The sequence below is a fragment of the Streptomyces sp. NPDC047049 genome (genome assembly GCF_040643995.1).
GTDB lineage: Bacteria > Actinomycetota > Actinomycetes > Streptomycetales > Streptomycetaceae > Streptomyces > Streptomyces mooreae.
Genome location: NZ_JBEYVM010000006.1, coordinates 123,185 through 148,524 on the forward strand (window position 1 = coordinate 123,185; position 25,340 = coordinate 148,524).

Sequence of the window (25,340 nt, forward strand, 5' to 3'; positions counted from 1 at the left end):
CAGCCGCCACTGTGCGCACTTCGCAAGACCCCACGGCACGAGGTGAGGCGATGCGCAGGCGCCACCCCAGGAGGGATCGACATTGCCTGAGGCCGAAGTCCTGACCGATATGGACGTCGCCGGCACCGACAGGTACGTGATGCGGAAGCTCCCGGAGGTCACCCTGGCGTTCTGGGTCATGAAGACCGCCGCGACGACCCTCGGCGAGACCGCCGGTGACCTCTTCGCCCAGACCCTCAAGCTCGGCTACTTCCTGACCACCATCGCGCTGTTCCTGATCTTCGTGGTCACGCTGGTCGTGCAGCTGAGGTCCCGGCGCTACAACCCCTTCTTCTACTGGACCGTCATCCTGTCCACGAGCATGGCGGGCACCACGATGTCCGACTTCATGAACCGGGACGCCAGCGCCAAGTTCCTCACCGGCGGCGCGACCTCGCTCGGCTGGGGGCCGCAAGGACTGGGGCTGGGATACCCCACCGGGGCCGCCATCCTGATCTCGCTGCTGCTCGTCATCTTCGCCGTCTGGAAGGCCACCGGGCTGACGTTCGCCATCCGGGACATCGTCACCTTCCGTGCGGAAGCCCTCTTCTGGGCGGCGATCCTGGTGTCGAACACGCTCGGCACGTCCATGGGGGACTTCCTCTCCGACAGCTCCGGACTCGGTTACGCGGGCGGTGCCCTGCTCGTCACCGGTGTACTCGCCGTACTCGTCGCCCTGATGCGGGTGCCGGCCGTGCCGAACGTGGTGCTGTTCTGGATCGCGTTCGTGCTCACCCGGCCCCTCGGGGCGACCGCCGGGGACTTCCTCACCAAGCCGGTCGCCAAGGGCGGCCTCGACCTCGGCACGGCGGGCTCGTCGGCGGTGCTCCTCGCGCTGCTGCTCGGCCTCATGGGCTACGCCCACGTGCAGGAGCGCAGGACCGCGGTCCCCCAGGACACGACTCTCACAGGCGTCTCTTGAGTACCACCGGCCTGTGCACCACCGGCACGGCGTCGGCCGCCGCCGTCCGGCCCGGGAGCGTCGGGCGGGGCCGGGTCACCCGGCGGGCAGGCTGACCACGAAGCGCGTGCCCGGGGTGTGCCCGGCGTCATGGGTCACCTCGCCGTCGGCGGAACGGGCCAGGCGTCGCGCGAGCGGCAGTCCCAGGCCCGCTCCGCCGTGTCCGTCCTCGGGATCGGCGCGCCGGCCCGGCTGGAAGAGGTGCGCGGCGAAGGCGGCGGGGACCCCGGGACCGTCGTCGACGACCGCTACGCGCATGCCGTCGGGCTCCGGCGCGACCCGCAGGGCGACCCGGGTGCGGGCGTAGCGCAGGGCATTGTCGAGGAGCGGGGCGACGATGCGCTCCAGCAGTGCGGCGGGCACCCCGGCGACCAGGGTGTCCGGGCCGGATACCGTGAGCGTGATCCTCCCCGGGGCATCGAGCCGGGCGGCGAGCCGGCGCAGCACGGCCATGGCGTCCGCCGTGCCGGGAACGGTGCGGGCGCCGGCCCGGGCGTCGTCGAGGACGGTCTCGCAGATGGTGCGCATCGAGGTGGCGGCATCGGCGATGGCGGTGTGGGTGGCGCGGGTTTCGGCTGCGGAGCGGGGGCGGGCCTGCCACCAGTCGAGTTCGGCGGTGATCCGCGCCAGGGGGTTGCGCAGCTCGTGGGAGAGCTCCCCGGTGAGCTGCTGTTCGTGGCGCAGCACGGCACGGATGCGGTCCAGGAGTTCGTCCAGCGAGACCCCGAGCCGGGCGAGTTCGACGGGGCGGTCCCCGGCGCCGAAGCGCTGTGCGGAGGCGACCACGCTCCACCGGGTGGCCTGCTCCGTCATCGCCCGCACGGGTCGCAGGGCGCGCCCCACCGCCAGCCGGGTCACGACATACGTGCAGGCCAGGACGCCGGCGTCCAGGGCGAGGGAGGCGATGAGCAGGGTGTCGGCCGAGGCGTGGTACGGCGTGAGGTCCATGGCGGTGACGACGACGGCGGCGGGCCCGGCACCCGGCCGGACCCCGGCCACGGGCTCGGCACACAGGCGTATCCGGTCGCCGGCCGTCATGGCGGCGCAGCGTTGGTCCCCGTGTGCGGCGAGACGGGCCGCGGTGGCGGTGACCGTATCGCCGGGCGGGGCGGAGGAGGGGTGCTCCAGCAGCCGGGTGCCCGCGTAGATCCACACGTTGGTGTCGAGGGCGGCGTCGCCCTGTGTCTCCAGGACACGTACCGGGTGGTGGCGGGTGTCGACGGTCGCGGCCACGGCGTCGGCCCGGGTGCGCAGTTCGTCGTCCGCCTGCTGCTGGAGGCGCTGGCGGACGATCGTATTGAACACGACGGTGAGCACCACCATCACCAGTGCGGCGGTGGTCAGCGCGATCAGGGACAGCCTGCCTCGCAGTGTGCGGGGGCGGCAACGGCGGGCCGACGTGGCGAGGAGGCCGGGGACGGCGCTCATGACAGCCGGTGTCCGATCCCCCGGAGGGTGCTGATGGTCAGTTCGCTGCCCGCCTCCCGGATCTTGCGGCGCAGCCGGCTCAGATACTGGTCGAGGGTGTTGTCACTGACCTGCGCGCCCTCCGGCCAGCCGGCCCGGACCAGATCCCTTCTGCTCACCACCGCCCCCAGGCCGGACATCAGCGCGGCCAGCAGGCGGAACTCCGTGGGCGTCAGGGCCACTTCGACGCCCCGTACGCACAGGCGGTGCTGCACGGGATCCAGGACCAGGTCCCCGGTGGCCGCGGGCGCGACGGGGCCGGACCGTTTGAGGGCGGCGCGCAACCTGGCGGCCAGCTCGGCGAGGTGGAACGGCTTGGGGAGGTAGTCGTCACCCCCGGCGGAGAACCCGCTGAGGCGGTCGTGGAGTTGGTGGTGCGCGGTCAGGAAGACGACCGGGGCGTAGAACCCCTGCGCCCGCATCGCCTGGCACACGTCCCGCCCGTCCGCGTCCGGCAGCCCGACGTCCAGTACCACCGCGTCCACGCCGTCGCCGGCCAGCCGCAGGGCAGTAGCGCCGTCCTGGGCGGCCAGCGTGCCGAAGCCCTCGTCACGCAGTCCGCGCACCAGCACGTCCCGCAGGGCGTGGTCGTCCTCGACGACCAGGATGGTGACAGGCAACGATGATCCTCACAGGCCGACGTCGTTGACTCGGGTACGACCGGGCTGCGGCGACCCGGAGTGTCTACAGACGGGTAGACGGTCTACTGCACTGTAGACGATGGCGGCGGGAGAGGATGTGGCCCAGGGCACAGCGCCTGCCCGGCGCCTCACGTGCCGGTCAGGGCGGATCGGCGCCGCCGGGTCCGCCGGCCGGTGCCGGGTCCCGGCCCGGCGGAAAGAACGGCACCGCGGCCGGCAGCCCGCCGCCTCAGGCGCACTCCTCCAGCCCCGCGAGGAGCCTCGGCAGTGCGCTGCCGATCGGTTCGCGGATCACCTCGGCGGCGAGGTCGTCGTACGGCGTCGGCTCGGCATTGACGATGATCAGACGCGCGCCGTGCTCCGCGGCCACCCCGGCGAGCGAGGCCGCCGGCTGTACCTGGAGCGTCGTCCCGACCGCGAAGAAGATCTGCGCCGCCTTCGCCACGCCCAGCGCCGTACCGAGCACCTGCGGGTCCAGCCGCTCCCCGAACATCACCGTCGCCGACTTCAGGATCCCGCCGCACACCAGACACGGCGGATCGGGCTCGCCCGCGGCCACCCGCGCCAGGGCTTCCCGCATCGGCGACCGGGCGTGACAGCGGGTGCAGGTCACGGTCCGTACGGTGCCGTGCAGTTCGAGCACCTTGCGCTCGGGCATCCCGGCGAGCTGATGCAGCCCGTCCACGTTCTGCGTGATCACACGTACCGGCGTCCCGGAGCGTTCCAGCCGGGTCACCGCCTCGTGCGCGGCATTCGGTTCGGCCCGGAACGCCGGGCTCTCCTGACGCATCCGCCACGACCGCCGCCGGATCTCCGGATCGGCCATGTACGTGTCGTACGTGACGAGCTTCTCCGCCTCCGGGTCCCGCCGCCACAGCCCGTTCGGCCCGCGGTAGTCGGGGATCCCGGAGTCGGTGGAGACGCCCGCCCCGGTGAGGATCGCGACGAGCGGGCGGCCGGTCGGCCGGTCGGGGGACACATCGGTGCCGGTCATGACGCGAGGGTACGCAGCGGGGGCGAGGAGAGCGAAGGAAATTCGGCGGTGCGATGCGGCGGCGCATACGCAGCGGCGCGGATGCGGGGGCCTCTTCCAGGGCAGCACCTTCCGGACAAGCTCCTTCCAGGGGGCACCTTCCGGGTGGCGCCTTCGAGGGCGGTGCCCGGCCGCTTCGTGAGCCGTCCGCAGGCCCCATGGAAACGCCCCCATGGACACGCCCCCGTGACACGCCCCATAGACACACGCACAGACACGCGCCCACAGAGGAGTCCCCGTGTTCACCACCCGCCCGACCCTCCAAGGCACCTTCGGCATGGCCTCCACCACGCACTGGCTGGCGTCCCAGTCCGCGATGGCCGTCCTGGAGGACGGGGGCAACGCCTATGACGCGGCGGTGGCCGCCGGGTTCGTGCTGCATGTGGTGGAGCCCCATCTGAACGGTCCGGCGGGCGAGGTGCCGGTCATCGTGGCGCCTGCCGGCGGGCCCGTGCGGGTGCTGTGCGGACAGGGGCCGGCGCCGGCCGGTGCGAGCGTGGCGCACTACACCTCGCTGGGCCTCGATCTGGTGCCGGGTACCGGGCCGCTGGCGGCCGCGGTCCCCGGGGCGTTCGACGCCTGGATGCTGCTGCTGCGCGATCACGGCAGCAAGCCCCTGGCCGAGGTGCTGCGGTACGCCATCGGCTACGCCGAGCACGGCCATCCTGCCGTCGAGCGGATCGGTGAGACCGTCGAGACGGTCCGGGCGCTCTTCGAGGCGGAGTGGACCTCGTCCGCGGAGATCTACCTCCCGGGCGGCCGGTCCGTCGCTCCCGGCGGGCTGCTCAGGAACCGGCCGTTGGCGGCCACCTGGCGCCGGCTGCTCGCGGAGGCGCAGGCCGCGTCGGCGCGCCGTGAGGCGCAGATCGAGGCCGCCCGCCGCATCTGGCGCGAGGGCTTCATCGGCGAGGCGCTGGCCGACTACGCGGCCCGTCCGGCCCTGGACACCTCCGGCGAACGCCACGCGGGCACCCTCAGCGGCGACGACCTGGCCGCTTTCTCCGCCACCTACGAGGAGCCCGTCACCCACGACTGGAACGGCTGGACCGTCGCCAAGGCGGGCGGCTGGTCCCAGGGCCCCGCCTTTCTCCAGCAACTCGCCCTGCTGCCGGACGAGTTGCCTGCGTACGGCAGCGCCGAGTACGTGCATCTGCTCGTCGAGGGCGGCAAACTGGCGATGGCGGACCGCGAGGCCTGGTACGGCGACGCCGACGAGGTGCCGCTCGACGCCCTGCTGGGCAACGGGTACAACGCCGCCCGCCGGGCCCTCGTCGGCGACCGCGCCTCGTACGAGCTGCGGCCCGGCAGCCCGGACGGCCGCACCCCGCGGCTGAGCAAGCACGCGGTGGCGGCAGCGGCGGGCATCGGCGATTTCGACGCGAAGGGTATCTCCGGCAGCGGTGCCGGCGAGCCCACCGTCGCGCGCGGCGCGGCGGCCCCGGCCGGCGGGGTACCGGCGGAGGTCGCCCCCGAGATCGGACGGAACGGCGCCACCCGGGGCGACACCTGCCATATCGATGTCGTCGACCGCTGGGGAAACCTGGTCTCCGCCACCCCGTCCGGCGGCTGGCTGCAGTCCAGCCCCGTCGTCCCGGCGCTGGGCTTCCCGCTCGGCACCCGGCTGCAGATGGCCTGGCTGGAGGAGGGGCTGCCCAACTCGCTCACCCCGGGGCGCCGCCCCCGCACCACCCTCTCCCCGTCCCTCGCGCTGCGTGACGGGGTGCCGGTGATGGCCTTCGGCACGCCGGGCGGCGATCAGCAGGACCAGTGGCAGGTCCACTTCTTCCTGGCCGTGGCGCTGCGCGGGGCGGTACGCGGCGGCCTCGATCTGCAGGGTGCGGTGGACGCCCCGAACTGGCACCACGACTCCTTCCCCGGCTCCTTCTACCCGCGCACGATGCGGCCGGGGAGCGTGACCGTGGAGTCCCGCATCGGCGACGGGGTCATCGACGGGCTGCGCCGGCGTGGGCATCTGGTCACGGTGGGTGAGGCCTGGTCCGAGGGGCGGCTGTGCGCGGTGGCGCGGGACCCGGGGACCGGGGTGCTGTCCGCGGCGGCGAATCCGCGGGGGATGCAGGGGTACGCGGTCGGGCGCTGAGGCGCTGAGGCGCTGAGGCGCTACGGGCTGAGGCGCTGCGGGGCGGAGGCACCCGGCCCGGCCCCCGGCCCCCGGCCGTGCCCGCCGTGGGCATCCGGAATTCACCTGGATTCCAGCCGTCGTGTCAGTGGCTCGTGGTTCGATGGACACATGATCGAAGCACTTCGTACCCACCATTCGGGAGATACCGCGATTACCCCGACCGACACCACCCCGCCCGCCGCGCCCCCGGCCACTGCCGAGGGCGAGCCGTCGCTCGACCTGTCGGCGCTGGACCTGGCCGCCGTCGAGGCCGCCATCCGCTGTGCCGCGGCCGACGAGATCATGCCCCGCTTCCGGCAGCTCGCCGCCGAGGACATCGTCGAGAAGAACGGCCCGCACGACCTCGTCACGGTCGCCGACCGGCTCGCCGAGGAGCACCTCACCGCCTCCCTCACGGCTCTGCTGCCCGGCTCCCTGGTGGTCGGCGAGGAGGCGGTGCACGCCGACCCGGGCGTGCTCGACGCGCTGCACGGCGACGCCCCCGTATGGATCGTCGACCCGGTCGACGGCACCCGCCAGTTCGTCCACGGCGACCCCGGCTTCGCCACACTCGTCGCGCTCGCCCACCGGGGCGAGGTGCTGGCCTCGTGGACGTACGCCCCCGCGCTCGGCCTGATGGCCGTCGCCCGCCGCGGCGCCGGCGCCCGGCTGAACGGCGTTCCGCTCCGGGCCGGCAGCCCCTCGTCCGGCGCCGTCCTCGATGTCGCCACGTCTCACTTCGACTTCACCACCGACGAGCAGAAGCGGGTGCTCGCCACCCTGGAGACCGGCGGTATCGCCCCGCGCCCCTGTGGCTCGGCGGGCCTGGAGTATCTGCACATAGCCCGTGGCGAGATCGACGCCACGGCCTTCAGCTGGGAAAATGCCTGGGACCACGCGGCCGGGCTGCTGCTGGTCCATGAGGCGGGCGGCGCGAGCGGCACGGTCGCCGGGCAGCCGTTCCGTATCGAAGGAGGCAATGCGCTGCCCTTCACCGCGGCGCGGGACACCGCAACGGCGCGGCGTATCCTCGGACTGCTGGCAGCCGCCAACTGACCCTCACCGACGAGGGTCGGACTTGAGGGGAGTGGCGCAGGTGCCGAGGATGCTCGATGCCGTGGTGATCGGGGCGGGGCCCAACGGCCTGACGGCGGCGGTCGAACTCGCCCGCCGCGGTATGTCCGTGGAGGTCTTCGAAGCCCGCGACACCATCGGCGGCGGCGCCCGCACCGAGGAGCTGACCCTCCCCGGGTTCCGCCACGACCCCTGCTCGGCGGTGCACCCCACCGGCGCCGGCTCGCCCGCCTTCCGCACCATGCCGCTGGACCGCCACGGCCTCGAATGGCTGCACGCCGACCTCCCCATGGCGCACCCCTTCCCGGACGGCACGGCCGCCGTGCTCGGCCACTCCGTCGGCGAGACCGCGATGTCCTTCGGACCGCGCGACGCCGGCACCTACCGCAGGCTCGTCGAACCCTTCACCGGCAAGTGGGAGTCGATGGCCCATGACTTCCTGCGTACCCAGTGGCTGGGGCTGCCGCAGGACCCGCTGACCTACGCCCGCTTCGGCCTGGTCGCGGCACAGCCGGTCACCCTCCTGACCCGCCGCTTCCGGGACGAGAAGGCCCGCGCCCTGATGGCCGGGCTCGCGGCGCACGCCAACGCCCCGCTCGGCGGCTTCGGGACCTCCGGCATGGCCCTGATGTTCGCGCTCGCCGCGCACGCCAAGGGCTGGCCGGTGGCGCGCGGCGGCTCCCAGGCCATCTCCGACGCGCTCGCCGGTCTGCTGCGCGCCCACGGCGGCGCGGTGCACACCGACTTCGAGGTCAAACGCCTCGACGATCTGCCGCCGGCCCGCGCCTACGTCTTCGACACCGCGCCGACCGCGCTCGCCCGGATCGCGGGCCTGGGCAACGCCTACCGCGACGTGAAGTACGGCCCCAGCGTCTTCAAGGTCGACTACGCCCTCTCGGGCCCGGTGCCGTGGACGGCCGAGGAGGCCCGCCGCGCCGGCACCGTCCACATCGGCCCCACCAGCGGCGAGATCTCCGCCGCGCTGAACGCCGCCACCGAGGGCCGGGCGCCCTCCGTCCCCTTCCTGATCACCGCTCAGCCCAGCCTGATCGACCCCACCCGCGCCCCCGAGGGCAAGCACACCTTCTGGGCGTACGGCCATGTCCCCCACGGCTGGGAGGGCGACGCCACCGACGTCGTCGAGCGGCAGATCGAGCGCTTCGCCCCCGGCTTCCGCGACCTCGTCCTGGCCCGTGCGGTCGCCGGCCCGCCCCAACTCGCCGCCCGCAACGCCAATTACGTCGGCGGCGACACCGCCACCGGCTCCGCGGCCGGCCTGCGGCTGCTGATCCGCCCCAAGCTCGCCCGCGTCCCCTACGAAACCGCCCACCCCGCCGTCTTCCTCTGCTCCCAGGCCACCCCGCCCGGCCCCGGCGTCCACGGCATGTCCGGCCACTACGCCGCCAAGGCGGTCTGGCGCCGCCTGCGCGCGCACCGCCGCTGAATCCAGGTGGCCATGGTGTCCGACCCTCCCTACGCTCGGACAGCATGAGCACTTCCCTCACCTTCGTCCAGGGCGACATCACCGAACAGACCGTGGACGCCGTGGTCAACGCCGCCAACTCCTCGCTGCTCGGCGGCGGGGGCGTGGACGGCGCGATCCACCGGCGCGGCGGCCCGGAGATCCTGGCCGAGTGCCGCGCGTTGCGCGACTCCCGCTACGGCCGTGGCCTGCCCACCGGCCAGGCCGTCGCCACCACCGCCGGCCGGCTGCCCGCCCGCTGGGTGATTCACACCGTCGGCCCCGTCCACTCCGACAGCGAGGACCGCAGCGATCTGCTCGCCTCCTGCTACCGCGAGGCGCTGCGGGTGGCCGACGAACTGGGCGCACGGACCGTCGCCCTCCCGGCCATCTCCACCGGCGTCTACCGCTGGCCCGTGGACGACGCCGCCCGGATCGCCGTCGAGACGGTGCGCGACGCGGACACCGCCGTCGAAGAGGTGCGCTTCGTCCTCTTCGACGACCGTGCGTATGCGGCCTTCGCCGCGCAGGGCGACTGACCGCGGACCGTACGGGCCAATGGCCATACGGGCCGACGACCGTACGGGCTGACCGGCGGCATACGTGCAAAGGGAGGTGCGAGGTCATGGACGGACGCTGGCTCGCCCGCCTGTCACTGGCGGCGGGGACGGTGGCGGTGCTGGTGCTGCTGCTGTTCGCCGGGCTGCGGAGCGTCGTCCTGGTGGGCGCGGGCGCGGCCGGTCTGGCCGTCACCGCGGCCGGCCTGTGGTGGGTGCTCGCGCACCGGGGCGTGGTGCGGGCGCTCGCTCTCGTATTGGTCGTGGCGGCGCCGCTCGCCGTCCTCGTGCTCTATGTCGCCGCCGGGCTGCTCTGGGTGGTGCTGGTCTCGCTCGGGCTGTGGGCGCTGGCCGTCTCCGCGGGCCGGGCCGCGCTGGTGGGGGAGACCGGCCCGGCGGCCCCGCGGGAGGCGCCGGCCGATCGCCCCGCCCGCCCCTTCCTGATCATGAATCCGCGCTCGGGCGGCGGGAAGGTCGGGAAGTTCCAGCTGGTGCACAAGGCCGAGGAACTGGGCGCCGAGGTCGTGGTGCTGGACCCCGCGCACCCGCAGGACGTGGCAGCCCTGGCCCGCCGCGCCGTCGACGAGGGCGCGGACCTGCTCGGCGTGGCCGGCGGTGACGGCACCCAGGCGCTGGTCGCGGGCGTGGCGGCGGAGCGCGGTCTCCCGTTCCTGGTGATCTCCGCGGGGACCCGCAACCACTTCGCCCTGGACCTCGGCCTCGACCGCGAGGACCCCTCGACCTGCCTGGAGGCCCTGACCGACGGCGTCGAGCTGCGGGTCGACCTCGGCTACGTCGGCGACCGCGTCTTCGTCAACAACGCCTCCTTCGGGGCCTATGCCGCGGTGGTGCAGAGCCCGGCGTACCGCGACGACAAGGCCCGTACGATCCTCGACCTGCTGCCGGACCTGCTGACCCGGCACAGCGGCCCGCGGCTGGCCGTCCGGGCCGGCACCACGGCCCTCGACGGGCCGCAGGCCGTACTGGTGAGCAACAACCCGTACCGCATGGGGGATCCGGCGGGCCTGGGACGCCGGGAGCGGCTGGACTCCGGCCTCCTGGGCGTACTGGGCGTGCATGTCGACAACGCGGCGCAGGCCGCCTGGATGCTGCGCGGCCGCCGCGGCTCCGGGCTGACCTCGCTCACCGCCACGGAAGTGGTCATCGACGCCGACGCGCCCGCCGTCCAGGCGGGCGTCGACGGCGAGGCCCTGACCCTGCCCACGCCGGTCCGCTGCCGGATCGCACCCGGCACCCTGCGCGTACGGGTGCCCCGCCACCGCCCCGGCGTGCCGCACAGCGCACCCACGATGAACTGGCGCCGGGTCCGCCGGCTGGCCGCGCGGATGGGGCGGACGGCACGGGGGCGCGCCGCCGGCTGAGCGCGGCCCGCCCGGTCCTGCCGAAGCTCCTCCGGCAGAGCGAAGCACGTCGGCCGGTGCGGCGGGTGCGCTCAGGCGGCGTGGCGGGTCTGGCGGCGGCGTATGGCGAGGGCGGTGCCGCCACTGGCGGCGATCAGCGTGGCGGCCACGCCGGCGATCACCGCGGTGCTGTCGTTCGTGCCGGTCTCGGCGAGGTCGGAGCCTTTGACCGCAGTCGACGGAGCGCTGTCGCTCTTCATCGTCTTGTCGATCCAGCCCGCGTAGGCGGGCGCGCTGGTGTAGAGGCCGGGGCCCTGCGAGCACGGCACTTTCGGGGCGCCGGGTCCCGAGGTGACGCCGATCAGCTCCCAGCGGCCGTTTCGGCCCTTTTGGACCTGCGGTCCGCCGGAGTCCCCGAAGCAGGCCATGGCCTTGGGCACGGTCGTGATCGTGCACAGCCGGGTCCGTTCCGCGTAGCCGGGCGCGCACTCGGACGCGGCGCCCCTGCGGGTGTTCAGCTCCTGCAGCCGGTCCGGGAAGGTGAACTCGGTGTCGACGGTGGTGCCGAAGCCCAGGAGCCGGGTCGGCGTGCCGGGCCGCCCCGCCTGCTCGGCGATCTTGATGGGTTGCTGGGCGACCGGGCGGTCCAGGCGTATCAGCGCGATGTCGTTCTTGTTGGCGGCCTTGTTGTCGCCGTTTGTATAGCCGGGGTGGACGAAGGTCCGGTCGATCTTCCGGACGGTGCCGCCGGACTTGCGGCGGTCGCTGCCGACCCGCACGATGCCGTCCAGCTCGAGCCCCTCGCCCTTTATGCAGTGAGCCGCCGTCAGCACCCACTGCTGATCGATCAGCGACGCCCCACAGTTCCCATCGATCAGACCCGGGGCGGACTCCGGGATGACCGCCATGAACGGGTACCTCTCGGTGGAGTCCGACCCGTTGACGATGGCTCCTGCGCTGCCGGCCATGACGGTGACGCAGGCCGCAGCGGCGAGAACGCCGACGGCAACGGTGCGGGCGGTACGGCGACGCAGCGGCGTGAAGCTGAACACAGAGGGTTCCCTTTTTGCTTGGTGGATCCGTATGCATTCAGCCTCGTTGTCCGATGCCTGCCGGACCACCCGGGCAGCGGGCCGGTCGATGGTAGGGCCAGCCCCCCTCCGCACTGGGGAAAACCCGGCGCCCGGAGGGCGGCTCGCCCGGCCCCTTTCGCCAGGAGCATCCCGAAGCTGTCCCAGCAAGAACCGCAGTGCTGTCCAAATCCGTGAACATCACCCGGCCGTGGATCGGGGTGCCTCCCGATCCCGTGAAAAACCGCTGTCACGACTGGTGTACTGAGCCACCCTCGGCTGAAACTCGGGAAGGGGAACCGAAGATGACGGAGCTCTATCCGGCCATCGAGCCGTACGCCACCGGGCTGCTGGACGTCGGCGACGCCAACCACGTGTACTGGGAGGTCTGCGGCAACCCCGAAGGGAAGCCCGCGCTGGTCGTCCACGGCGGGCCGGGGTCGGGATGCAGCACGCGCGCGCGGCGGTCCTTCGACCCGGACCGCTACCGCATCGTCCTCTTCGACCAGCGCGGCTGTGGACGCAGCACCCCGCACGCCAGTGACCCGGCCACCGACATGCGGTACAACACCACCGGCCATCTGCTCGCCGACATGGAGCAGTTGCGGGAGCACCTGGGCATCGACCGCTGGCTGCTGTGCGGTGGGTCGTGGGGCTCGACACTGATCCTGGCGTACGCGCAGCGGCACCCGGAGCGGGTGTCGGAGATCGTCATTCCCTGCGTCACCATGACCCGGCGTTCGGAGATCGAGTGGCTCTACCGGGGCGCCGGCCGGTTCTTCCCGGAGGCGTGGGAACGCTTCCTCGCCGGTGCTCCGGGAGTGGGGCCCGACGACGACATCGTCGGGGCGTACGCCCGCCTGATGGCGGACCCCGACCCCGCGGTGCGCGAGCGGGCCACCGCCGACTGGTGCGATTGGGAGGACGCGGTGCTCTCCCTGGAGTCGTACGGCGCTCCACGCCCTTACGGGGGCCGCCCCTCGGACGCCCGGGTGGCCCTGGTCCGGATCTGCTCGCACTACTTCTCGCACGGCGCCTGGCTGGAGGAGGGCGCCCTGCTGCGGGACGCCGGACGGCTGGCGGACATCCCGGGGGTGCTCATCCAGGGCCGCCAGGACATGGGAGGACCGCCGCACACCGCCTGGGAGCTGGCCCGCGCCTGGCCCGCCGCCCGGCTGACCCTCATCCCCGACGCGGGGCACAAGGGGAGCGAGGCGATGCGTGAGGCGGTGATCGGCGCGCTCGACCGGTTCGCCGGGAAGTGACTGCCGAAGGGGCGGGACGGGGGCTACGGGACGGCGGCCCGGTGACTTGCGCCGTCCCTGGTAGCCCGACGTTGATGTCGGATTCTCGCCAGCCGGACGGCGCCGACTGAGCAATCCTGAAGGCATGCACACCGACACCGAGCGCTGTCTGCGCGCCGTGCAGTCCAAGGATGCCCGCTTCGACGGCTGGTTCTACACCGCCGTGCTCACGACCCGTATCTACTGTCGCCCCAGCTGCCCCGTGGTGCCGCCCAAGCCGGAGAACATGCGGTTCTACCCGAGCGCGGCCGCCGCCCAGCAGGCCGGGTTCCGGGCCTGTAAACGGTGCCGCCCCGACGCCAGCCCGGGCTCTCCCGAGTGGAACGCGCGCGCCGACCTCGTCGCCCGCGCCATGCGGCTGATCGCCGACGGCATCGTCGACCGTGAGGGCGTCCCCGGCCTCGCGGCCCGGCTCGGCTACAGCACCCGGCAGACGGAGCGCCAGCTGCTTGCCGAGCTGGGCGCCGGGCCGCTCGCCCTGGCCCGCGCCCAGCGTGCCCAGACCGCCCGCCTCCTGGTGGAGACCACGGCGCTGCCGATGGCCGAGATCGCCTTCGCCGCCGGTTTCGCCAGCATCCGCACCTTCAACGAGACGGTACGGGAGGTCTTCGCGCTGTCCCCGACGGAGCTGCGGCGGCGCGCCAGGCCGGGGCCCCGTGCGGCGGTGCCCGGCGCGCTCGCGCTGCGGCTGCCCTTCCGGCAGCCGCTGAACCCCGACAACCTCTTCGGGCACCTCGCCGCCACCGCGGTCCCCGGCGTCGAGGAGTGGCGGGACGGCGCCTACCGCCGGACCCTGAACCTCCCCTACGGGCACGGCATCGTCGCCCTCGCACCCCGCCCCGACCACATCGACTGCCGCCTCTCCCTCACCGATCTGCGCGATCTGGCGGGCGCCATCGCCCGCTGCCGCCGGATGCTCGACCTCGACGCGGACCCGGAGGCCGTCGACGGGCTGCTCCGCGAGGACCCGCTGCTGGCGCCGCTCGTCGACAAGGCACCGGGACGACGGGTCCCGCGGACGGTCGACGCCGAGGAATTCGCGGTACGCGCCGTCCTCGGCCAGCAGGTGTCCACCGCGGCGGCCCGCACCCACGCCGGGCGGCTGGTCCGTGTGCACGGCGAACCCGTCGACGACCCGGACGGCGGCCTCAGCCACCTCTTCCCCACGTCCGCCGCGCTCGCCGAGCTGGACCCGGACGCGCTGGCGATGCCCCGCACCCGCCGCGCCACCCTCACCGGCGTCATCGCCGCCCTCGGCTCCGGCACGCTGCAACTGGGCGTCGGCAGCGACCGCGACGAGGCCCGCGAACGGCTCGCGGCGCTGCCGGGCATCGGCCCCTGGACCGTCGAATGCATCGCCATGCGCGCACTCGGCGACCCGGACGCCTTCACCCCGACCGACCTCGGGCTGCGCCGTGCGGCCGCCGGGCTCGGCCTGCCGCACACCCCGGCCGCCCTCACCCGGCACTCCGCGCACTGGCGCCCCTGGCGCGCCTACGCCGTCCAGTACCTCTGGGCGACCGACGACCACCCCATCAACCACCTCCCGACGAACTGAGGCCGCAGCCATGACGGTTCACCCACCCGCACCCGACGCGCCCCGCACCCACACCGTCCTGGACGGCACCCCGGTGGGGCCGCTCACCCTGGTCGCCGCCGGCCGGGCCCTCACCGGCCTGTACATGACCGACCAGCGCCACCGCCCGCCCCAGGAGACCTTCGGCGCTCCGGGGGACCCCGGCGAGCCGCCGTTCGCCGCGGCCATCGCCCAGCTCCGGGCCTATTTCCGTGGTGAGCTGACCACCTTCGACCTGCCGCTCGCGCTGCACGGCACGCCCTTCCAGCGCCGGGTCTGGGCGGCGCTGGGCACCATCCCGTACGGCGAGACCCTGTCGTACGGGCAGCTCGCCGAACGGCTCGGCGTCCCGACGGCGGCCCGCGCGGTCGGCCTGGCCAACGGGCGCAACCCGGTCGGCATCATCGTCCCCTGCCATCGCGTCGTCGGCGCCAACGGCAGTCTCACCGGCTACGGGGGCGGGCTCGACCGCAAGCGCCGCCTGCTCGCCTTCGAGCGGACGGCGGACGGGCTGTTCCCGGCGGAGGCGTGCGGGTGAGGAGCACGCGGGGTGCCCGCTCGCCGCTCATGGGTGGCGAGCGGGCACCGGTGTCATGCGCTGCGGTCCTTGAGGCTGCTGTGGTCCTTGAGACCGCGGTCCGTGAAGGGACGGTCCGTGAAGGGGCGCTCCGTGAAGGGGCCTTCGGCCCGGAAGGCCAGCTGGGTGAAGCGTTCGCCGATGCGGCGGTGGGTGGCGGCATCCGGGTGGAGCCCGTCGGGCAGCGGCAGTTCGGCGGCGTCGGCCTCGCCGTAGAGGTCACGGCCGTCGAGGTAGTGCAGGTTCGGGTCCTCGGCCGCTCGCTGCCGTACGATCCGGGCCAGCTCGTCCCGGATGACGCGCAGGGTCAGTTTGCCGTGGGCGCGCTCCGCGGGGTCGCCGGTGGCCAGGAACCGCAGTTGCCCGCTGCTGAGGGCACTGACGTCAGGCGCGCTGGGGCCGGGCGTGTCCTCGTGGATGGGGCACAGGAGGGGCGAGACGACCAGCAGCGGGGCGGCGGGGTGGCCTTCGCGGATGGTGTCGAGGAAGCCGTGGACGGCAGGGATGAAGGCGCGCAGGCGCATCAGATCGGCGTTCACCACATTGATGCCGATCTTGAGGCTGATGAGATCGGCGGGGGTGTCCCGCAGGGCGCGGGCGGTGAACGGGTCGAGCAGGGCGCCGCCGCCCATGCCCAGGTTGATCAGTTCCACACCGGCGCGGGTGGCGGCGAGTGCGGGCCACGTGGTGGTGGGACTGGCGGCGTTGGAGCCGTGGCTGATCGAACTGCCGTGATGCAGCCAGATTTTGCGGCCCCGGTCCGGCACGGGCTCGACGGGGGCGTCGGTGCGCAGGGCGACGAGTTCGGTGGTCTCGTCGTGCGGCAGCCAGATCTCTATGGTCTTGACGCCCTCGGGCAGGCCGGAGAACCGGAGGGTACCGGCCGGTCCCGGCTGCTGCTCGGCGGTTCCGGCGGCCATGTCGATGGTCAGGGTGTTGCCGCCGCTCACGCTTGCCCGGCCGGCCGGCCGGCCGTCGACCAGCAGGTCGTACACACCGTCCGGGCGGGCCGGGACACCCACGTAGACCCGCTTGGTGGGCAGCGCGTCCAGTTCGATGGCGGTGGCCCGCGTCCGGAAGACCAGCCGCACGCCGGAGGGCTGGGATTCCGCCATGGCGAGCTGCCCGTCCGTGTACTGGGCGCGGGCCCGGGCGGGCAGCCGGTGCGGCAGCACCCCGTGTGGGGTGTGCTCCAGGTCGAGGGCGCCGCGCAGGAGGTCCGCCGTGAGGGGCGTGGTGATCCAGTGGTGTTCGGTGTGCATCGTCCCAGCCTGGTGATCGAGATGCCGACGTGTGCGTTCAGATGTGGTGATGCGCTGACTGGCCTGTGGGCCTACGGTCCTACGGGCTGATCCGTGACGGCCGTGACAGCAGGTCTCAGGGCCCGGGCCAGTTCCGCAGGAGGGCGTCGAGGCGGTCCAGGATCCACGACCAGGTCTCCTGCGAGTCGGGAGCGCTGTGGCTGAAGCCGCCGGCCGACTCCAGGCTGATGTAGCCGTGGAAGACGCTGCCCAGCAGCCGGACGGCGTGTGTCTGGTCCGGCTCCGTCAGGTCGTAGCCGCGCAGGATCGCCCGCGTCATCTCTGCGTGTCTGGGCCCCGCGCTCGCCGCCGCCGTCTCCGGATCGAGCCGGAGACGTGCCGCGGTGTAGCGGCCGGGGTGCTCCCGGGCGTAGTCGCGGTAGACGTTGGCGAAGGCGGCCAGGGCGTCCTTGCCGGCCCGGCCGGCCAGGGCGGTGGCGACCCGGTCGGCAAGCTCCTCCAGCGCGAGCAGGGCGATCCCGGTCTTGAGGTCCTGGGAATTCTTGAGGTGCGAGTACAGACTCGCGGCCTTGACGTCGAACTGTCGCGCCAGCGCCGAGACGGTCACCTGATCGAAGCCGACCGTATCCGCCAGCTCCGCCCCCGCCTGGACCAGGCGTTCCGTGGTCAGTCCCGCGCGTGCCATGGCCTCCCCTTCAGTTGGCTATAGCGATTATGCATTTGCCTATAGGTTGTAGGCAACGCCAACTGGACGCCCGCACGTTTCGCACGTATCACCTGCCGTACGCCTCGCGCTCCGCACGCCTCGTGCCTCCACACACCGGACCGCCCCCCGGACTAGCGCTTGAGGAACTCCTCCATGTAGCGGCCGAATTCCTCGCTGCCCACGGATGACGCCTGCGCCCACGACTCGAAGTCGAGCGAGGTGGGGAAGTCGGACGTCGCAGCGATCCGCACCGACCGCTTGATGTCGGCATTGAGACTCTTGCTGCGCTGCGCGTACCGAGCGGCCAACTCCCTCGCCTTCGCCTCGGGATCCTCGGCCGGCAGATTGGCCAGGCCCCGTCGCACGGCCTCCTCGGCCTTGATGATGTCGCCCGACAGCAGCGCCGCGGTGGCATGGGCGGGACCCATGCGTTCGGTCAGCAGGAAGGAGCAACCACCCCCGGGGTGCAGGCCGATGTCGGCGAACGTCGGCCCGAAAGCGGCGCGCGGACCGGCGATGACGAGGTCGCAGGCCAGGGCGATATTGAGTCCGGCGCCCACGGCCGCGCCCTGGACGGCAGCGATCGTGGGGATGGTGAGTTCACGCAGGCCGAGGAAGGAGGCGTAGACCGATTTCAGATGCGCCCGGAGTTCGTGCACCGGCCTGGTGATGTCGCCGAACATGCTCTCCAGGTTCGCTCCGGCGCAGAAGGCCGGGCCGGCCCCGGCGACGATCAGGGCGCGAGCGTCCGCGTCGGCTGCGACGGCGGCGATGGCGGCCGCGAGTTCACCGAGCAGGTCGAGATCGAGGGCGTTGCGGCGTTCGGGCGCGTTGAGGCGGATGGTGCGGAGCGGGCCGTCACTTTCGAGCAGGACAAGGTCTGAGTTCATGGGACTCAGACTAAAACGGTGCCTTAAGGTCCTCGTCATGGTGCACAGAATCGAGCCCGCGGCAGAACCCCCGGTGACGCTCACCAGCCCGTACGAGCTGCTGACCGGCTACCTCGACTTCTACCGGGACGCCGTGCTGCGCAAGTTGCAGGGCATGTCCGACGAAGAGCTGAGAAACAGCCGTCTGCCCTCCGGCTGGGCCCCGTTGGGCTTGCTCAAGCACCTGGCGTGCGTGGAACTGCGCTGGCTGCAATGGGGGTTCAGCGGTGAGGATGTCGAAAATCCCTGGGGGGAATTTCGCGAGAGACCCGGACCGTGGCACGTGGACTCCGGCGAATCCTTCGCGGACGTCAAGGAGTTCTTCCAGGAACAGTGCGCCCGGTCCCGCGCCGTGGTTGCTGAAGCACGGCTGGAGGACCGGGCCGCCACCCTCGGCGGACACGTTCCGGCAGAGGAAGACCGGCCCACCCTGATCTGGATCCTCTTCCACCTGCTGCAGGAGTACGCCCGACACGCAGGGCACCTCGACGTCGCACGGGAATTGGCGGACGGAGCCATCGGCGAATAGACCGGCGGAAGTGCTCCCGCGAACTCCGCACCGGCCCGGAACGTCCGCTGCCCGATAGGGAGTTCGCGGGGCCGGGTCAGCCCATATTGGCCAGCGTCAGGTCGGCCACCACACACAGGCCGCCGACCTGAGCCACCAGCACACCGGCGGACACCGCCAGCGCCACGCCTGTGGTCAACCAGCGTCGTGCCACGACGTACGCAAGGCCGGTGACGACGAGAAGGAGAACGCAGAGCATCACTGCGAGGGTCATGCTGCTCCCAGGGGTCGGGGCCGGCGGGGAGCCGGCGCGAGAAGGTCTACCCGGTCCATGCCACACCTCCGGGTCGAGTGCCGCTCTCGAAGAGGCAGCGCGACGGCCTCCGGTTGCCTTGGCGCGTCCATGCCCGTTGCCCGTGTCCGCCCGGCCGCGCACGGACGCGCCGGCGGCCTCAGCCCTCGGCCACGCCGCCCCCGGACACGCCGACCACGCCCCGCACCTCGTCCACCAGCTCCGCCGCGGCCTCCAGCGAGCGCTTCAACTCCGTTCCCCCGTGCCCGATGCCGCCGAGCAGGGCGGAGGCCCGGTCACCGAAGCCGGGCGGTGTCTCCGGCATCGCCGAGGCCGCCGCGAGCGCGCCCTTCTCATTGAGACACCAGCGGCGGTGATGGGCGTGCAGCGCCTGGACGAGGTGACCGACGGCCCGGGACAGACACAGGGCCGCATGCAGCACGTCCCCGGCCGGGGACGACTTGCCCGCCATCGCCACCGAGAACCCTGCGTCCCAGACCCCGTCACGCGTCAGGGCCTTGCGCAGGGCCTCGGGGTAGGTCCGGGTCTCCTGGCGGAGGCGGTCCAGCTCCCCGCCGGTATCGGCGAGCACCCGGCCCAGCGCCACCTCGCCCGGGTAGGCGGGGGACCAGAAGCCGAGGGGGTGACCGGCCTGGACCCCGATCTCGAAGCGGCCCTCGCGGCACTCCTCCCACACCCGCCGCACCCGGTCGACATCCCGCAGTATCCAGTCCACCTTCCTCCCGTCGGGCAGCACCAGCCAGGCCCCGCCGTTGACCCATGCGCCCCAGGCACCCGGTCCGTACACCTCGACGGGGCCGCCGGTCACCTCCGCGGCCAGCGCCTGCAGCGCCGCCAGATCCGGCGCGCCGCGGTAGTAGACGCCCAGATCCCAGTCGGAGTCCGGCCGGTGGGTGCCCCGTGCCCGGCTTCCCCCGAGCATCACCCCGACAACTCCCGGCACCTGCGCGACCTTCGTGGCAATGTCATCCATCCCGCCACGCTAAAGGAGGCACCACAGCCACCGCCCGCCTTTATCCGGGCGTACCGTCAGCCCCGGCCGGCAGCACGCCGTCCTCCAGTTCCGCCGGGCCGCCGTCGTCCGCGAGGGTTTTCAGGGCGGCGCCGAGGCGCAGGGCCATCCCGCGGCTGACCAGGGTCTGGGCCTCGTCCCAGTGGACCATGCGCCAGGACAGCAGCTCGTCCTCCTGGACACGGATCGCGGACAGCTGCGCGGCGTCCAGCACGCCGCCATCGTAGAGGTAGAACACCAGCGGAGGCCGGTCCGTGCTGCGTACCCAGTCGACGGCGAGCAGCGGGCCCGGCTTGACGTCCAGGCCGATCTCCTCGGCGGTCTCACGGCGGGCCGCCTGCCGGGGCGACTCGCCGTGGTCCGACTCGACGGTGCCGCCCGGCAGGATCCAGGTGTCGCGGTAGTTGGGCTCCACGAGCAGAATGCGGCCCTCCGCGTCGCGGAAGAGGACGCCCGCGCCCGCGAGCACGCGGGGCAGACCGGCGAGGTAGGTGGCGTAGTCCATGGTGGTCACGGCGCGAGCCTAGACGGAACGGGTCCGGGGCCGGGCCGCTCTTGGAGATCTTCGCGGCGCACCCCGGGGGCGCTCGGCTGCACCGCGGAGCGAAGTGCCCTGGTCGCCGGACCCCTCGCCGGATAAGGTCACAGCGGCGCGACTGCCCGTACGGAAAGCAAGGGGAAACACGGTGGCGGACGCAGCAAGGACTTCTTCGGCGCAGGTGCTGATCGCCGCGGACAAATTCAAGGGCTCGCTCACGGCCGTCGAGGTCGCCGAGCATGTCACGGCCGGTCTGCGACGGGTGGTTCCCGGGCTGGACGTGGCGGCCGTGCCGGTCGCGGACGGCGGCGACGGAACGGTCGCGGCGGCACTCGCGGCCGGCTTCACCCGCCACGAGGCACGGGTCACCGGCCCGACCGGTGCGCCCGTGACGGCCACCTTCGCGCTGCGCGTGGGGGCATCCCCAGCGGGCGCCGGGGGAGGCACCGCGGTGGTGGAGATGGCGGAGGCCTCCGGGCTCCAGCACCTCCCCGCGGGTGTCTTCGCGCCCCTGACGGCGACCACGTACGGCACCGGCGAACTGCTGCGCGCGGCCCTCGACGCGGGCGCGACCTCGATCGTCTTCGGCGTCGGCGGCAGCGCCACGACCGACGGCGGTGCCGGCATGCTCGCGGCGCTGGGCGCCCGGTTCCTGGATGCGGACGGCGAGCCGGTCGCCCCCGGCGGCGGCCCGCTGCGCGACCTGGCCACGGCCGACCTGTCGGGGCTGGACCCCCGGCTGGCGGAGACCGGCATCGTGCTGGCCAGCGACGTCGACAACCCGCTCACGGGCCCCAAGGGCGCCCCGGCGGTCTACGGCCCGCAGAAGGGCGCGAGCGAGGAGGACGTGGCCACGCTGGACGCCGCGCTGGCGCACTACGCCGAGGTGCTGGGGCGTGCGGTGGGGCCGAAGGCCGCCAAAGCCGCGGCGGCACCCGGCGCGGGCGCCGCGGGCGGGATCGGCTACGGCGCGCTGGTCGGCCTGGGCGCGGAGTTCCGGCCCGGGATCGAGGTGATGCTCGACGTCCTGGGCTTCGCCCCGGCGCTGGCGAAGGCCACCTTCGTCATCACCGGTGAGGGCTCGCTCGACACCCAGACGCTGCACGGCAAGGCGCCGGCCGGGGTCGCCGCCGCGGCCCGCGCGGCCGGCGTGGACGTGGTCGCGGTCTGCGGCCGGCTCCAGCTGCCGCGGGAAGCGCTCGGCGCGGCCGGCATCCGGCGGGCCTACGCCCTGACGGATCTGGAGCCCGATCCGGCCCGCTGTATGGCCGAGGCGGGCCCGCTGCTGGAGCGGGCGGCGGAGCAGCTGGCGCGGGACTTTCTGGTCTGAGGCGCGGCGCGGGCCGCACCCACCACAACGCCGCGGGCCCCGGGCGAAAGAATTCGCTCGGGGCCCGCGGCGTTGTCCGCTTCGTGCGTCCGGGGGTACTAGGGGAGCTGTGCGGCGCGGGACTCGGCCCGCGACTCGCGGCGGTTGTCGCGGAAGGTGTTCACCCTCCGGGCCGTCGCGAACAGCGGGATCATCGCGCCCAGGACCACCTGCAGGGCGCAGCCGGTCTGCAGCAGCAGCTGGCCGCCGGGGGCGTCCAGCGCCCAGGCCGTCAGCATGCCCATGCTGAGCACGATCCAGCTGAGCATCGCCACCGCGAGCCGCCCCCGCGGCTTGGGGTACTCGACCCGGCTCACCATCAGCCAGGCCACCCCGACGATCGCCAGCAGCGTCGGCACGAACGGCAGCTCCAGCAGCACGATGGCGACGACGGTCAGGGCGCCGAACGGGCCGGGCATGCCCTGGAACATTCCGTCGCGCATCGGCACGCAGGAGAACCGCGCAAGCCGGAGCACCACCGCCAGCAGCACCACGACGGCCGCGACCACGGACACCCGCTGGTTCGCGTCGTGGGTGACCATGCCCCAGGTCACGACGAAGTACGCGGGCGCCAGGCCGAAGCTGATCAGGTCGGAGAGGTTGTCGAGCTCGGCCCCCATCGCCGAGGCCCGCAGCTTGCGCGCCACCATCCCGTCGAACAGGTCGAAGACCGACGCCAGCAGCATGAGGATCACGGCCATCGCCGCGCTGTGCCGGGCCATCCCGCCGTCATCCGTGCCCGTCAGATGCGGGATCAGCACGCCGGTGGTGGTGAAGTACACGGCCATGAAGCCGCAGATGGCGTTGCCGAGGGTGAGGGTGTCCGCTATCGACAGCCGCGTGGACAGCGGCATGTCGTCCTCGTCCTCGTCGGCCTCGGGCACCCAGCCCGCCTGTGTCTCCGGATCAATCACGGTCAAGACGAGTCACCCCCGCGGTGGTCGCCTGGCCGACCTCGACCGCCGCCTCGACGCCCTCCGGGAGGTAGACGTCGACGCGCGAGCCGAAGCGGATCAGTCCGATCCGCTCACCCTGCTCGACCTTGGTGCCCTGGGGCACGTAAGGAACGATGCGGCGGGCCACCGCGCCGGCGATCTGCACCATCTCGATGTCGCCGAGCTCGGTGTCGAAGTGCCAGACGACCCGCTCGTTGTTCTCGCTCTCCTTGTTGAACGCCGGGACGAACCCGCCGGGGATGTGCTCCACGGACGTCACCGTGCCGACCAGGGGCGCACGGTTGACGTGGACGTTCAGCGGGCTCATGAAGATCGCGACGCGGGTGCGCCCGTCCTTCCACGGCATGATGCTCTGCACCACGCCGTCAGCCGGAGAGATGACACGGCCCTGAGCGATCTCCCGCTCGGGGTCGCGGAAAAACCACAGCATGCCCGCCGCCAGCGCGGTGGTGGGCACGGCAACGGCGGCCCAGCGACCCGACCGGCGGGACCGGGCGAGGCTGACCGCTGCCGTGGCAACGGTCGGCAGGAGCCACGGCGACGCTCCGCGCGCGAGGCGGACGCTACCGCGTGGTGCAGAGGATTGGCTGTGGGGCATGGATGACCTTCGTAGCGGAGGATGCCGCGTATGGATACGGGGGACGGCGGCTTTCCGGGGATGCTATCGGTTACGAGCGGCAACTGGCCAAGAGCCAGAGCCAATCCGTGGCCGAAGAACGATGACGGGGTGTGATCTTCGTCTAGGACAAAGTGCCCCAAACGGGATGTTCACCCCTGGATCCGGTACTCCTCCAGTAGCCGTCGCCCAATGATCATTTTCTGGATCTCGGCGGTTCCTTCGCCGATCAGGAGCATCGGGGCCTCGCGGTAGAGCCGCTCGATCTCGTACTCCTTGGAGAAGCCGTAACCGCCGTGGATGCGGAAAGCGTCTTCCACGACCTCCTTGCAGTACTCGGAGGCCAGGTACTTCGCCATGCCCGCTTCGAGGTCGTTTCGCTGGCCCGAGTCCTTTTTGCGAGCGGCATTAACCATCATCGCATGCGCGGCTTCGACCTTTGTCGCCATTTCCGCCAGTTTGAACTGGATGGCCTGGTGCTGCGCGATCGGCTTGCCGAAGGTGTGCCGCTGCTGGGCGTACGAAACACCCAGCTCGAAGGCGCGCTGGGCGACACCGCAGCCGCGGGCGGCCACATTGACCCGGCCGACCTCGACGCCGTCCATCATGTGATAGAAGCCACGTCCGGTCTCGCCGCCGAGCACCCGATCGGCCGGGATCCGCAGCCCGTCCATGATCAGCTCGGTGGTGTCGACGCCCTTGTAGCCCATCTTGTCGATCTTGCCCGGAATGGTCAGGCCGGGGCGCACCTCGCCGAAGCCGGCCTCCTTCTCCACGAGGAAGGTCGTCATCGACTTGTGCGGGGCAGTGCCCTCCGGATGGCCCTCGTCCGTCCGGCACAGCACCGCGACGAGCGTCGACGAACCACCGTTGGTGAGCCACATCTTCTGCCCGTTGAGGACGTATTCGTCGCCCTCCCGCACGCCCTTGGACGAGATCGCCGAGACGTCCGAACCCAGCGCCGGTTCCGACATCGAGAAGGCGCCGCGGATCTCACCGGCCGCCATCTTCGGCAGGAAGTAGTCCTTCTGCTCCTGCGTGCCGTGCTGCTTGAGCATGTAGGCCACGATGAAGTGGGTGTTGATGATGCCCGACACGCTCATCCAGCCGCGGGCGATCTCCTCGACGGTCAGCGCGTAGGTGAGCAGGGACTCGCCCAGGCCGCCGTACTCCTCGGGAATCATCAGGCCGAACACGCCGAGTTCCTTCAGGCCCTCGACGATCTGCGACGGGTACTCGTCGCGGTGCTCCAGTCCGGTGGCGACCGGAATGATCTCCTTGTCCACGAAATCGCGGACGGTGGAGAGGATTTCCTGCTGGATGTCGGTCAGGCCCTCGGTCTGCGCGAGACGGGTCATGGCTACTTCTCCTTCTTGGCCGGAGGGGCCTGCAGCTCCGGGCGGCCGGGCTGCTCGCCGCCGCGCTCCTTGATGTAGGTGGCCGTGGGGACCATGACCTTGCGCCGGAAGACGCAGACCAGGGTGCCGTCCTGCTTGTAGCCCTTGGTCTCGACGTACACGATGCCGCGGTCCGTCTTGGAGCGCGAGGGCGTCTTGTCCAGCACGGTGGTCTCGCCGTAGATCGTGTCGCCGTGGAAGGTCGGCGCCACATGCTTCAGCGACTCGATCTCCAGGTTGGCGATGGCCTTTCCGGAGACGTCGGGCACCGACATGCCCAGCAGCAGCGAGTAGATGTAGTTGCCGACGACGACGTTCTTGCCGAAATCGGTGGTCTGCTCCGCGTAGTTGCTGTCCATGTGCAGCGGGTGATGGTTCATCGTGAGCAGACAGAAGAGGTGGTCGTCGTACTCGGTGACGGTCTTTCCAGGCCAGTGCTTGTACACATCGCCGACGGTGAACTCTTCATAGGTACGGCCGAACTGCATGGTGC

Annotated in this window: 25 protein-coding genes and 1 pseudogene; 11 read left to right on the top strand and 15 right to left on the bottom strand. The window is 72.4% G+C overall.

The genetic code is table 11. The features are described 5' to 3' along the window. Window positions 1–82: 82 nt before the first annotated feature. Window positions 83–961: a hypothetical protein gene (locus tag ABZ851_RS16940; protein WP_361127678.1), complete on the top strand. Its 879-nt coding sequence runs from the start codon at window positions 83–85 to the stop codon at window positions 959–961. Window positions 962–1,036: 75 nt separating this feature from the next. Here the strand turns inward: ABZ851_RS16940 and ABZ851_RS16945 are convergent, their stop codons facing one another. The 3 genes from ABZ851_RS16945 to ABZ851_RS16955 form a co-directional block, all read right to left on the bottom strand. Beyond that, on the bottom strand, window positions 1,037–2,428 hold the full coding sequence (locus ABZ851_RS16945; protein WP_361127681.1) for a HAMP domain-containing sensor histidine kinase: 1,392 nt from the start codon (window positions 2,426–2,428) through the stop codon (window positions 1,037–1,039). Further along, complete coding sequence (locus ABZ851_RS16950; protein ID WP_361127684.1) at window positions 2,425–3,087, bottom strand: response regulator transcription factor; 663 nt, start codon at window positions 3,085–3,087, stop codon at window positions 2,425–2,427. Before ABZ851_RS16950 ends, ABZ851_RS16945 begins: the two co-directional genes overlap by 4 nt. A 250-nt stretch (window positions 3,088–3,337) precedes the next feature. Continuing rightward, window positions 3,338–4,102, bottom strand: a complete 765-nt coding sequence (locus ABZ851_RS16955) for a Sir2 family NAD-dependent protein deacetylase (RefSeq protein WP_361127687.1) — start codon at window positions 4,100–4,102, stop codon at window positions 3,338–3,340. A 277-nt stretch (window positions 4,103–4,379) separates the two neighbouring features. Between ABZ851_RS16955 and ABZ851_RS16960 the strand changes: the two genes are divergently transcribed. From ABZ851_RS16960 to ABZ851_RS16980, 5 genes are all read left to right on the top strand, one after another. Further along, on the top strand, window positions 4,380–6,239 hold the full coding sequence (locus tag ABZ851_RS16960) for a gamma-glutamyltransferase (RefSeq protein ID WP_361127690.1): 1,860 nt from the start codon (window positions 4,380–4,382) through the stop codon (window positions 6,237–6,239). 150 nt (window positions 6,240–6,389) lie between these two features. Beyond that, entirely contained in the window at window positions 6,390–7,316 is a 927-nt protein-coding gene (locus ABZ851_RS16965) for an inositol monophosphatase family protein (RefSeq protein WP_361127693.1), read from the top strand. A gap of 49 nt (window positions 7,317–7,365) precedes the next feature. After that, window positions 7,366–8,778: an NAD(P)/FAD-dependent oxidoreductase gene (locus tag ABZ851_RS16970; RefSeq protein WP_361127696.1), complete on the top strand. Its 1,413-nt coding sequence runs from the start codon at window positions 7,366–7,368 to the stop codon at window positions 8,776–8,778. Window positions 8,779–8,822: 44 nt separating this feature from the next. Beyond that, the gene (locus ABZ851_RS16975; RefSeq protein ID WP_088800920.1) at window positions 8,823–9,335 is read left to right on the top strand and encodes an O-acetyl-ADP-ribose deacetylase; all 513 of its coding nucleotides are present in this window, start codon (window positions 8,823–8,825) and stop codon (window positions 9,333–9,335) included. An 86-nt stretch (window positions 9,336–9,421) separates the two neighbouring features. After that, window positions 9,422–10,735 (top strand): diacylglycerol kinase family protein, encoded by a 1,314-nt coding sequence (locus ABZ851_RS16980; protein WP_361127700.1) that lies wholly within the window; start codon window positions 9,422–9,424, stop codon window positions 10,733–10,735. A 71-nt stretch (window positions 10,736–10,806) separates the two neighbouring features. On the opposite strand, the gene ABZ851_RS16985 is transcribed toward ABZ851_RS16980, so the two are convergent. Further along, window positions 10,807–10,974 (bottom strand): LAETG motif-containing sortase-dependent surface protein, encoded by a 168-nt coding sequence (locus ABZ851_RS16985; protein ID WP_361128224.1) that lies wholly within the window; start codon window positions 10,972–10,974, stop codon window positions 10,807–10,809. Further along, window positions 10,972–11,766: pseudogene (locus tag ABZ851_RS16990) on the bottom strand (serine protease); the annotation flags it as partial. The gene ABZ851_RS16985 and the pseudogene ABZ851_RS16990, both read right to left, overlap by 3 nt. Before the next feature lie 323 nt (window positions 11,767–12,089). On the opposite strand from ABZ851_RS16990, the gene pip reads away from it, so the two are divergent. The 3 genes from pip to ABZ851_RS17005 all read left to right on the top strand — a co-directional run bounded on the left by pip (window position 12,090) and on the right by ABZ851_RS17005 (window position 15,202). Continuing rightward, on the top strand, window positions 12,090–13,049 hold the full coding sequence (gene pip, locus ABZ851_RS16995) for a prolyl aminopeptidase (RefSeq protein WP_361127704.1): 960 nt from the start codon (window positions 12,090–12,092) through the stop codon (window positions 13,047–13,049). 124 nt (window positions 13,050–13,173) lie between these two features. Continuing rightward, window positions 13,174–14,646 (top strand): AlkA N-terminal domain-containing protein, encoded by a 1,473-nt coding sequence (locus tag ABZ851_RS17000; protein WP_361127708.1) that lies wholly within the window; start codon window positions 13,174–13,176, stop codon window positions 14,644–14,646. 10 nt (window positions 14,647–14,656) lie between these two features. Next, window positions 14,657–15,202 carry a methylated-DNA--[protein]-cysteine S-methyltransferase gene (locus tag ABZ851_RS17005; protein WP_361127711.1) on the top strand — a complete coding sequence of 182 codons (546 nt, stop codon included), beginning with the start codon at window positions 14,657–14,659 and terminating at the stop codon, window positions 15,200–15,202. 53 nt (window positions 15,203–15,255) lie between these two features. Here ABZ851_RS17005 and ABZ851_RS17010 read toward each other — a convergent pair whose 3' ends face one another. From ABZ851_RS17010 to ABZ851_RS17020, 3 genes are all read right to left on the bottom strand, one after another. After that, complete coding sequence (locus ABZ851_RS17010; RefSeq protein WP_361127714.1) at window positions 15,256–16,503, bottom strand: GDSL-type esterase/lipase family protein; 1,248 nt, start codon at window positions 16,501–16,503, stop codon at window positions 15,256–15,258. A 115-nt stretch (window positions 16,504–16,618) separates the two neighbouring features. Beyond that, window positions 16,619–17,188, bottom strand: coding sequence for a TetR/AcrR family transcriptional regulator (locus ABZ851_RS17015; protein WP_361127717.1), 570 nt, complete (start codon window positions 17,186–17,188; stop codon window positions 16,619–16,621). Window positions 17,189–17,340: 152 nt separating this feature from the next. Continuing rightward, entirely contained in the window at window positions 17,341–18,099 is a 759-nt protein-coding gene (locus tag ABZ851_RS17020; protein WP_361127720.1) for an enoyl-CoA hydratase, read from the bottom strand. A 37-nt stretch (window positions 18,100–18,136) separates the two neighbouring features. Between ABZ851_RS17020 and ABZ851_RS17025 the strand changes: the two genes are divergently transcribed. Continuing rightward, entirely contained in the window at window positions 18,137–18,667 is a 531-nt protein-coding gene (locus tag ABZ851_RS17025) for a DinB family protein (protein WP_361127723.1), read from the top strand. Between the two features lie 76 nt (window positions 18,668–18,743). On the opposite strand, the gene ABZ851_RS17030 is transcribed toward ABZ851_RS17025, so the two are convergent. From ABZ851_RS17030 to ABZ851_RS17040, 3 genes are all read right to left on the bottom strand, one after another. Next, window positions 18,744–18,920: a hypothetical protein gene (locus ABZ851_RS17030; RefSeq protein WP_361127726.1), complete on the bottom strand. Its 177-nt coding sequence runs from the start codon at window positions 18,918–18,920 to the stop codon at window positions 18,744–18,746. 178 nt (window positions 18,921–19,098) lie between these two features. Next, window positions 19,099–19,932 carry a DUF4037 domain-containing protein gene (locus ABZ851_RS17035; protein WP_361127729.1) on the bottom strand — a complete coding sequence of 278 codons (834 nt, stop codon included), beginning with the start codon at window positions 19,930–19,932 and terminating at the stop codon, window positions 19,099–19,101. Between the two features lie 40 nt (window positions 19,933–19,972). Further along, window positions 19,973–20,476, bottom strand: coding sequence for an NUDIX hydrolase (locus ABZ851_RS17040; RefSeq protein ID WP_361128227.1), 504 nt, complete (start codon window positions 20,474–20,476; stop codon window positions 19,973–19,975). A 214-nt stretch (window positions 20,477–20,690) separates the two neighbouring features. Between ABZ851_RS17040 and ABZ851_RS17045 the strand changes: the two genes are divergently transcribed. Continuing rightward, window positions 20,691–21,839, top strand: a complete 1,149-nt coding sequence (locus ABZ851_RS17045; protein WP_361128230.1) for a glycerate kinase — start codon at window positions 20,691–20,693, stop codon at window positions 21,837–21,839. A gap of 98 nt (window positions 21,840–21,937) precedes the next feature. On the opposite strand, the gene pssA is transcribed toward ABZ851_RS17045, so the two are convergent. The 4 genes from pssA to ABZ851_RS17065 form a co-directional block, all read right to left on the bottom strand. After that, the gene (pssA, locus tag ABZ851_RS17050) at window positions 21,938–22,798 is read right to left on the bottom strand and encodes a CDP-diacylglycerol--serine O-phosphatidyltransferase (protein WP_256331206.1); all 861 of its coding nucleotides are present in this window, start codon (window positions 22,796–22,798) and stop codon (window positions 21,938–21,940) included. Next, window positions 22,785–23,432 carry a phosphatidylserine decarboxylase gene (locus tag ABZ851_RS17055; RefSeq protein ID WP_361127734.1) on the bottom strand — a complete coding sequence of 216 codons (648 nt, stop codon included), beginning with the start codon at window positions 23,430–23,432 and terminating at the stop codon, window positions 22,785–22,787. Before ABZ851_RS17055 ends, pssA begins: the two co-directional genes overlap by 14 nt. Before the next feature lie 170 nt (window positions 23,433–23,602). Beyond that, the gene (locus tag ABZ851_RS17060) at window positions 23,603–24,808 is read right to left on the bottom strand and encodes an acyl-CoA dehydrogenase family protein (RefSeq protein ID WP_361127737.1); all 1,206 of its coding nucleotides are present in this window, start codon (window positions 24,806–24,808) and stop codon (window positions 23,603–23,605) included. Between the two features lie 2 nt (window positions 24,809–24,810). Then, on the bottom strand, window positions 24,811–25,335 hold the full coding sequence (locus tag ABZ851_RS17065) for a MaoC family dehydratase (protein WP_093491317.1): 525 nt from the start codon (window positions 25,333–25,335) through the stop codon (window positions 24,811–24,813). Window positions 25,336–25,340: the final 5 nt, after the last annotated feature.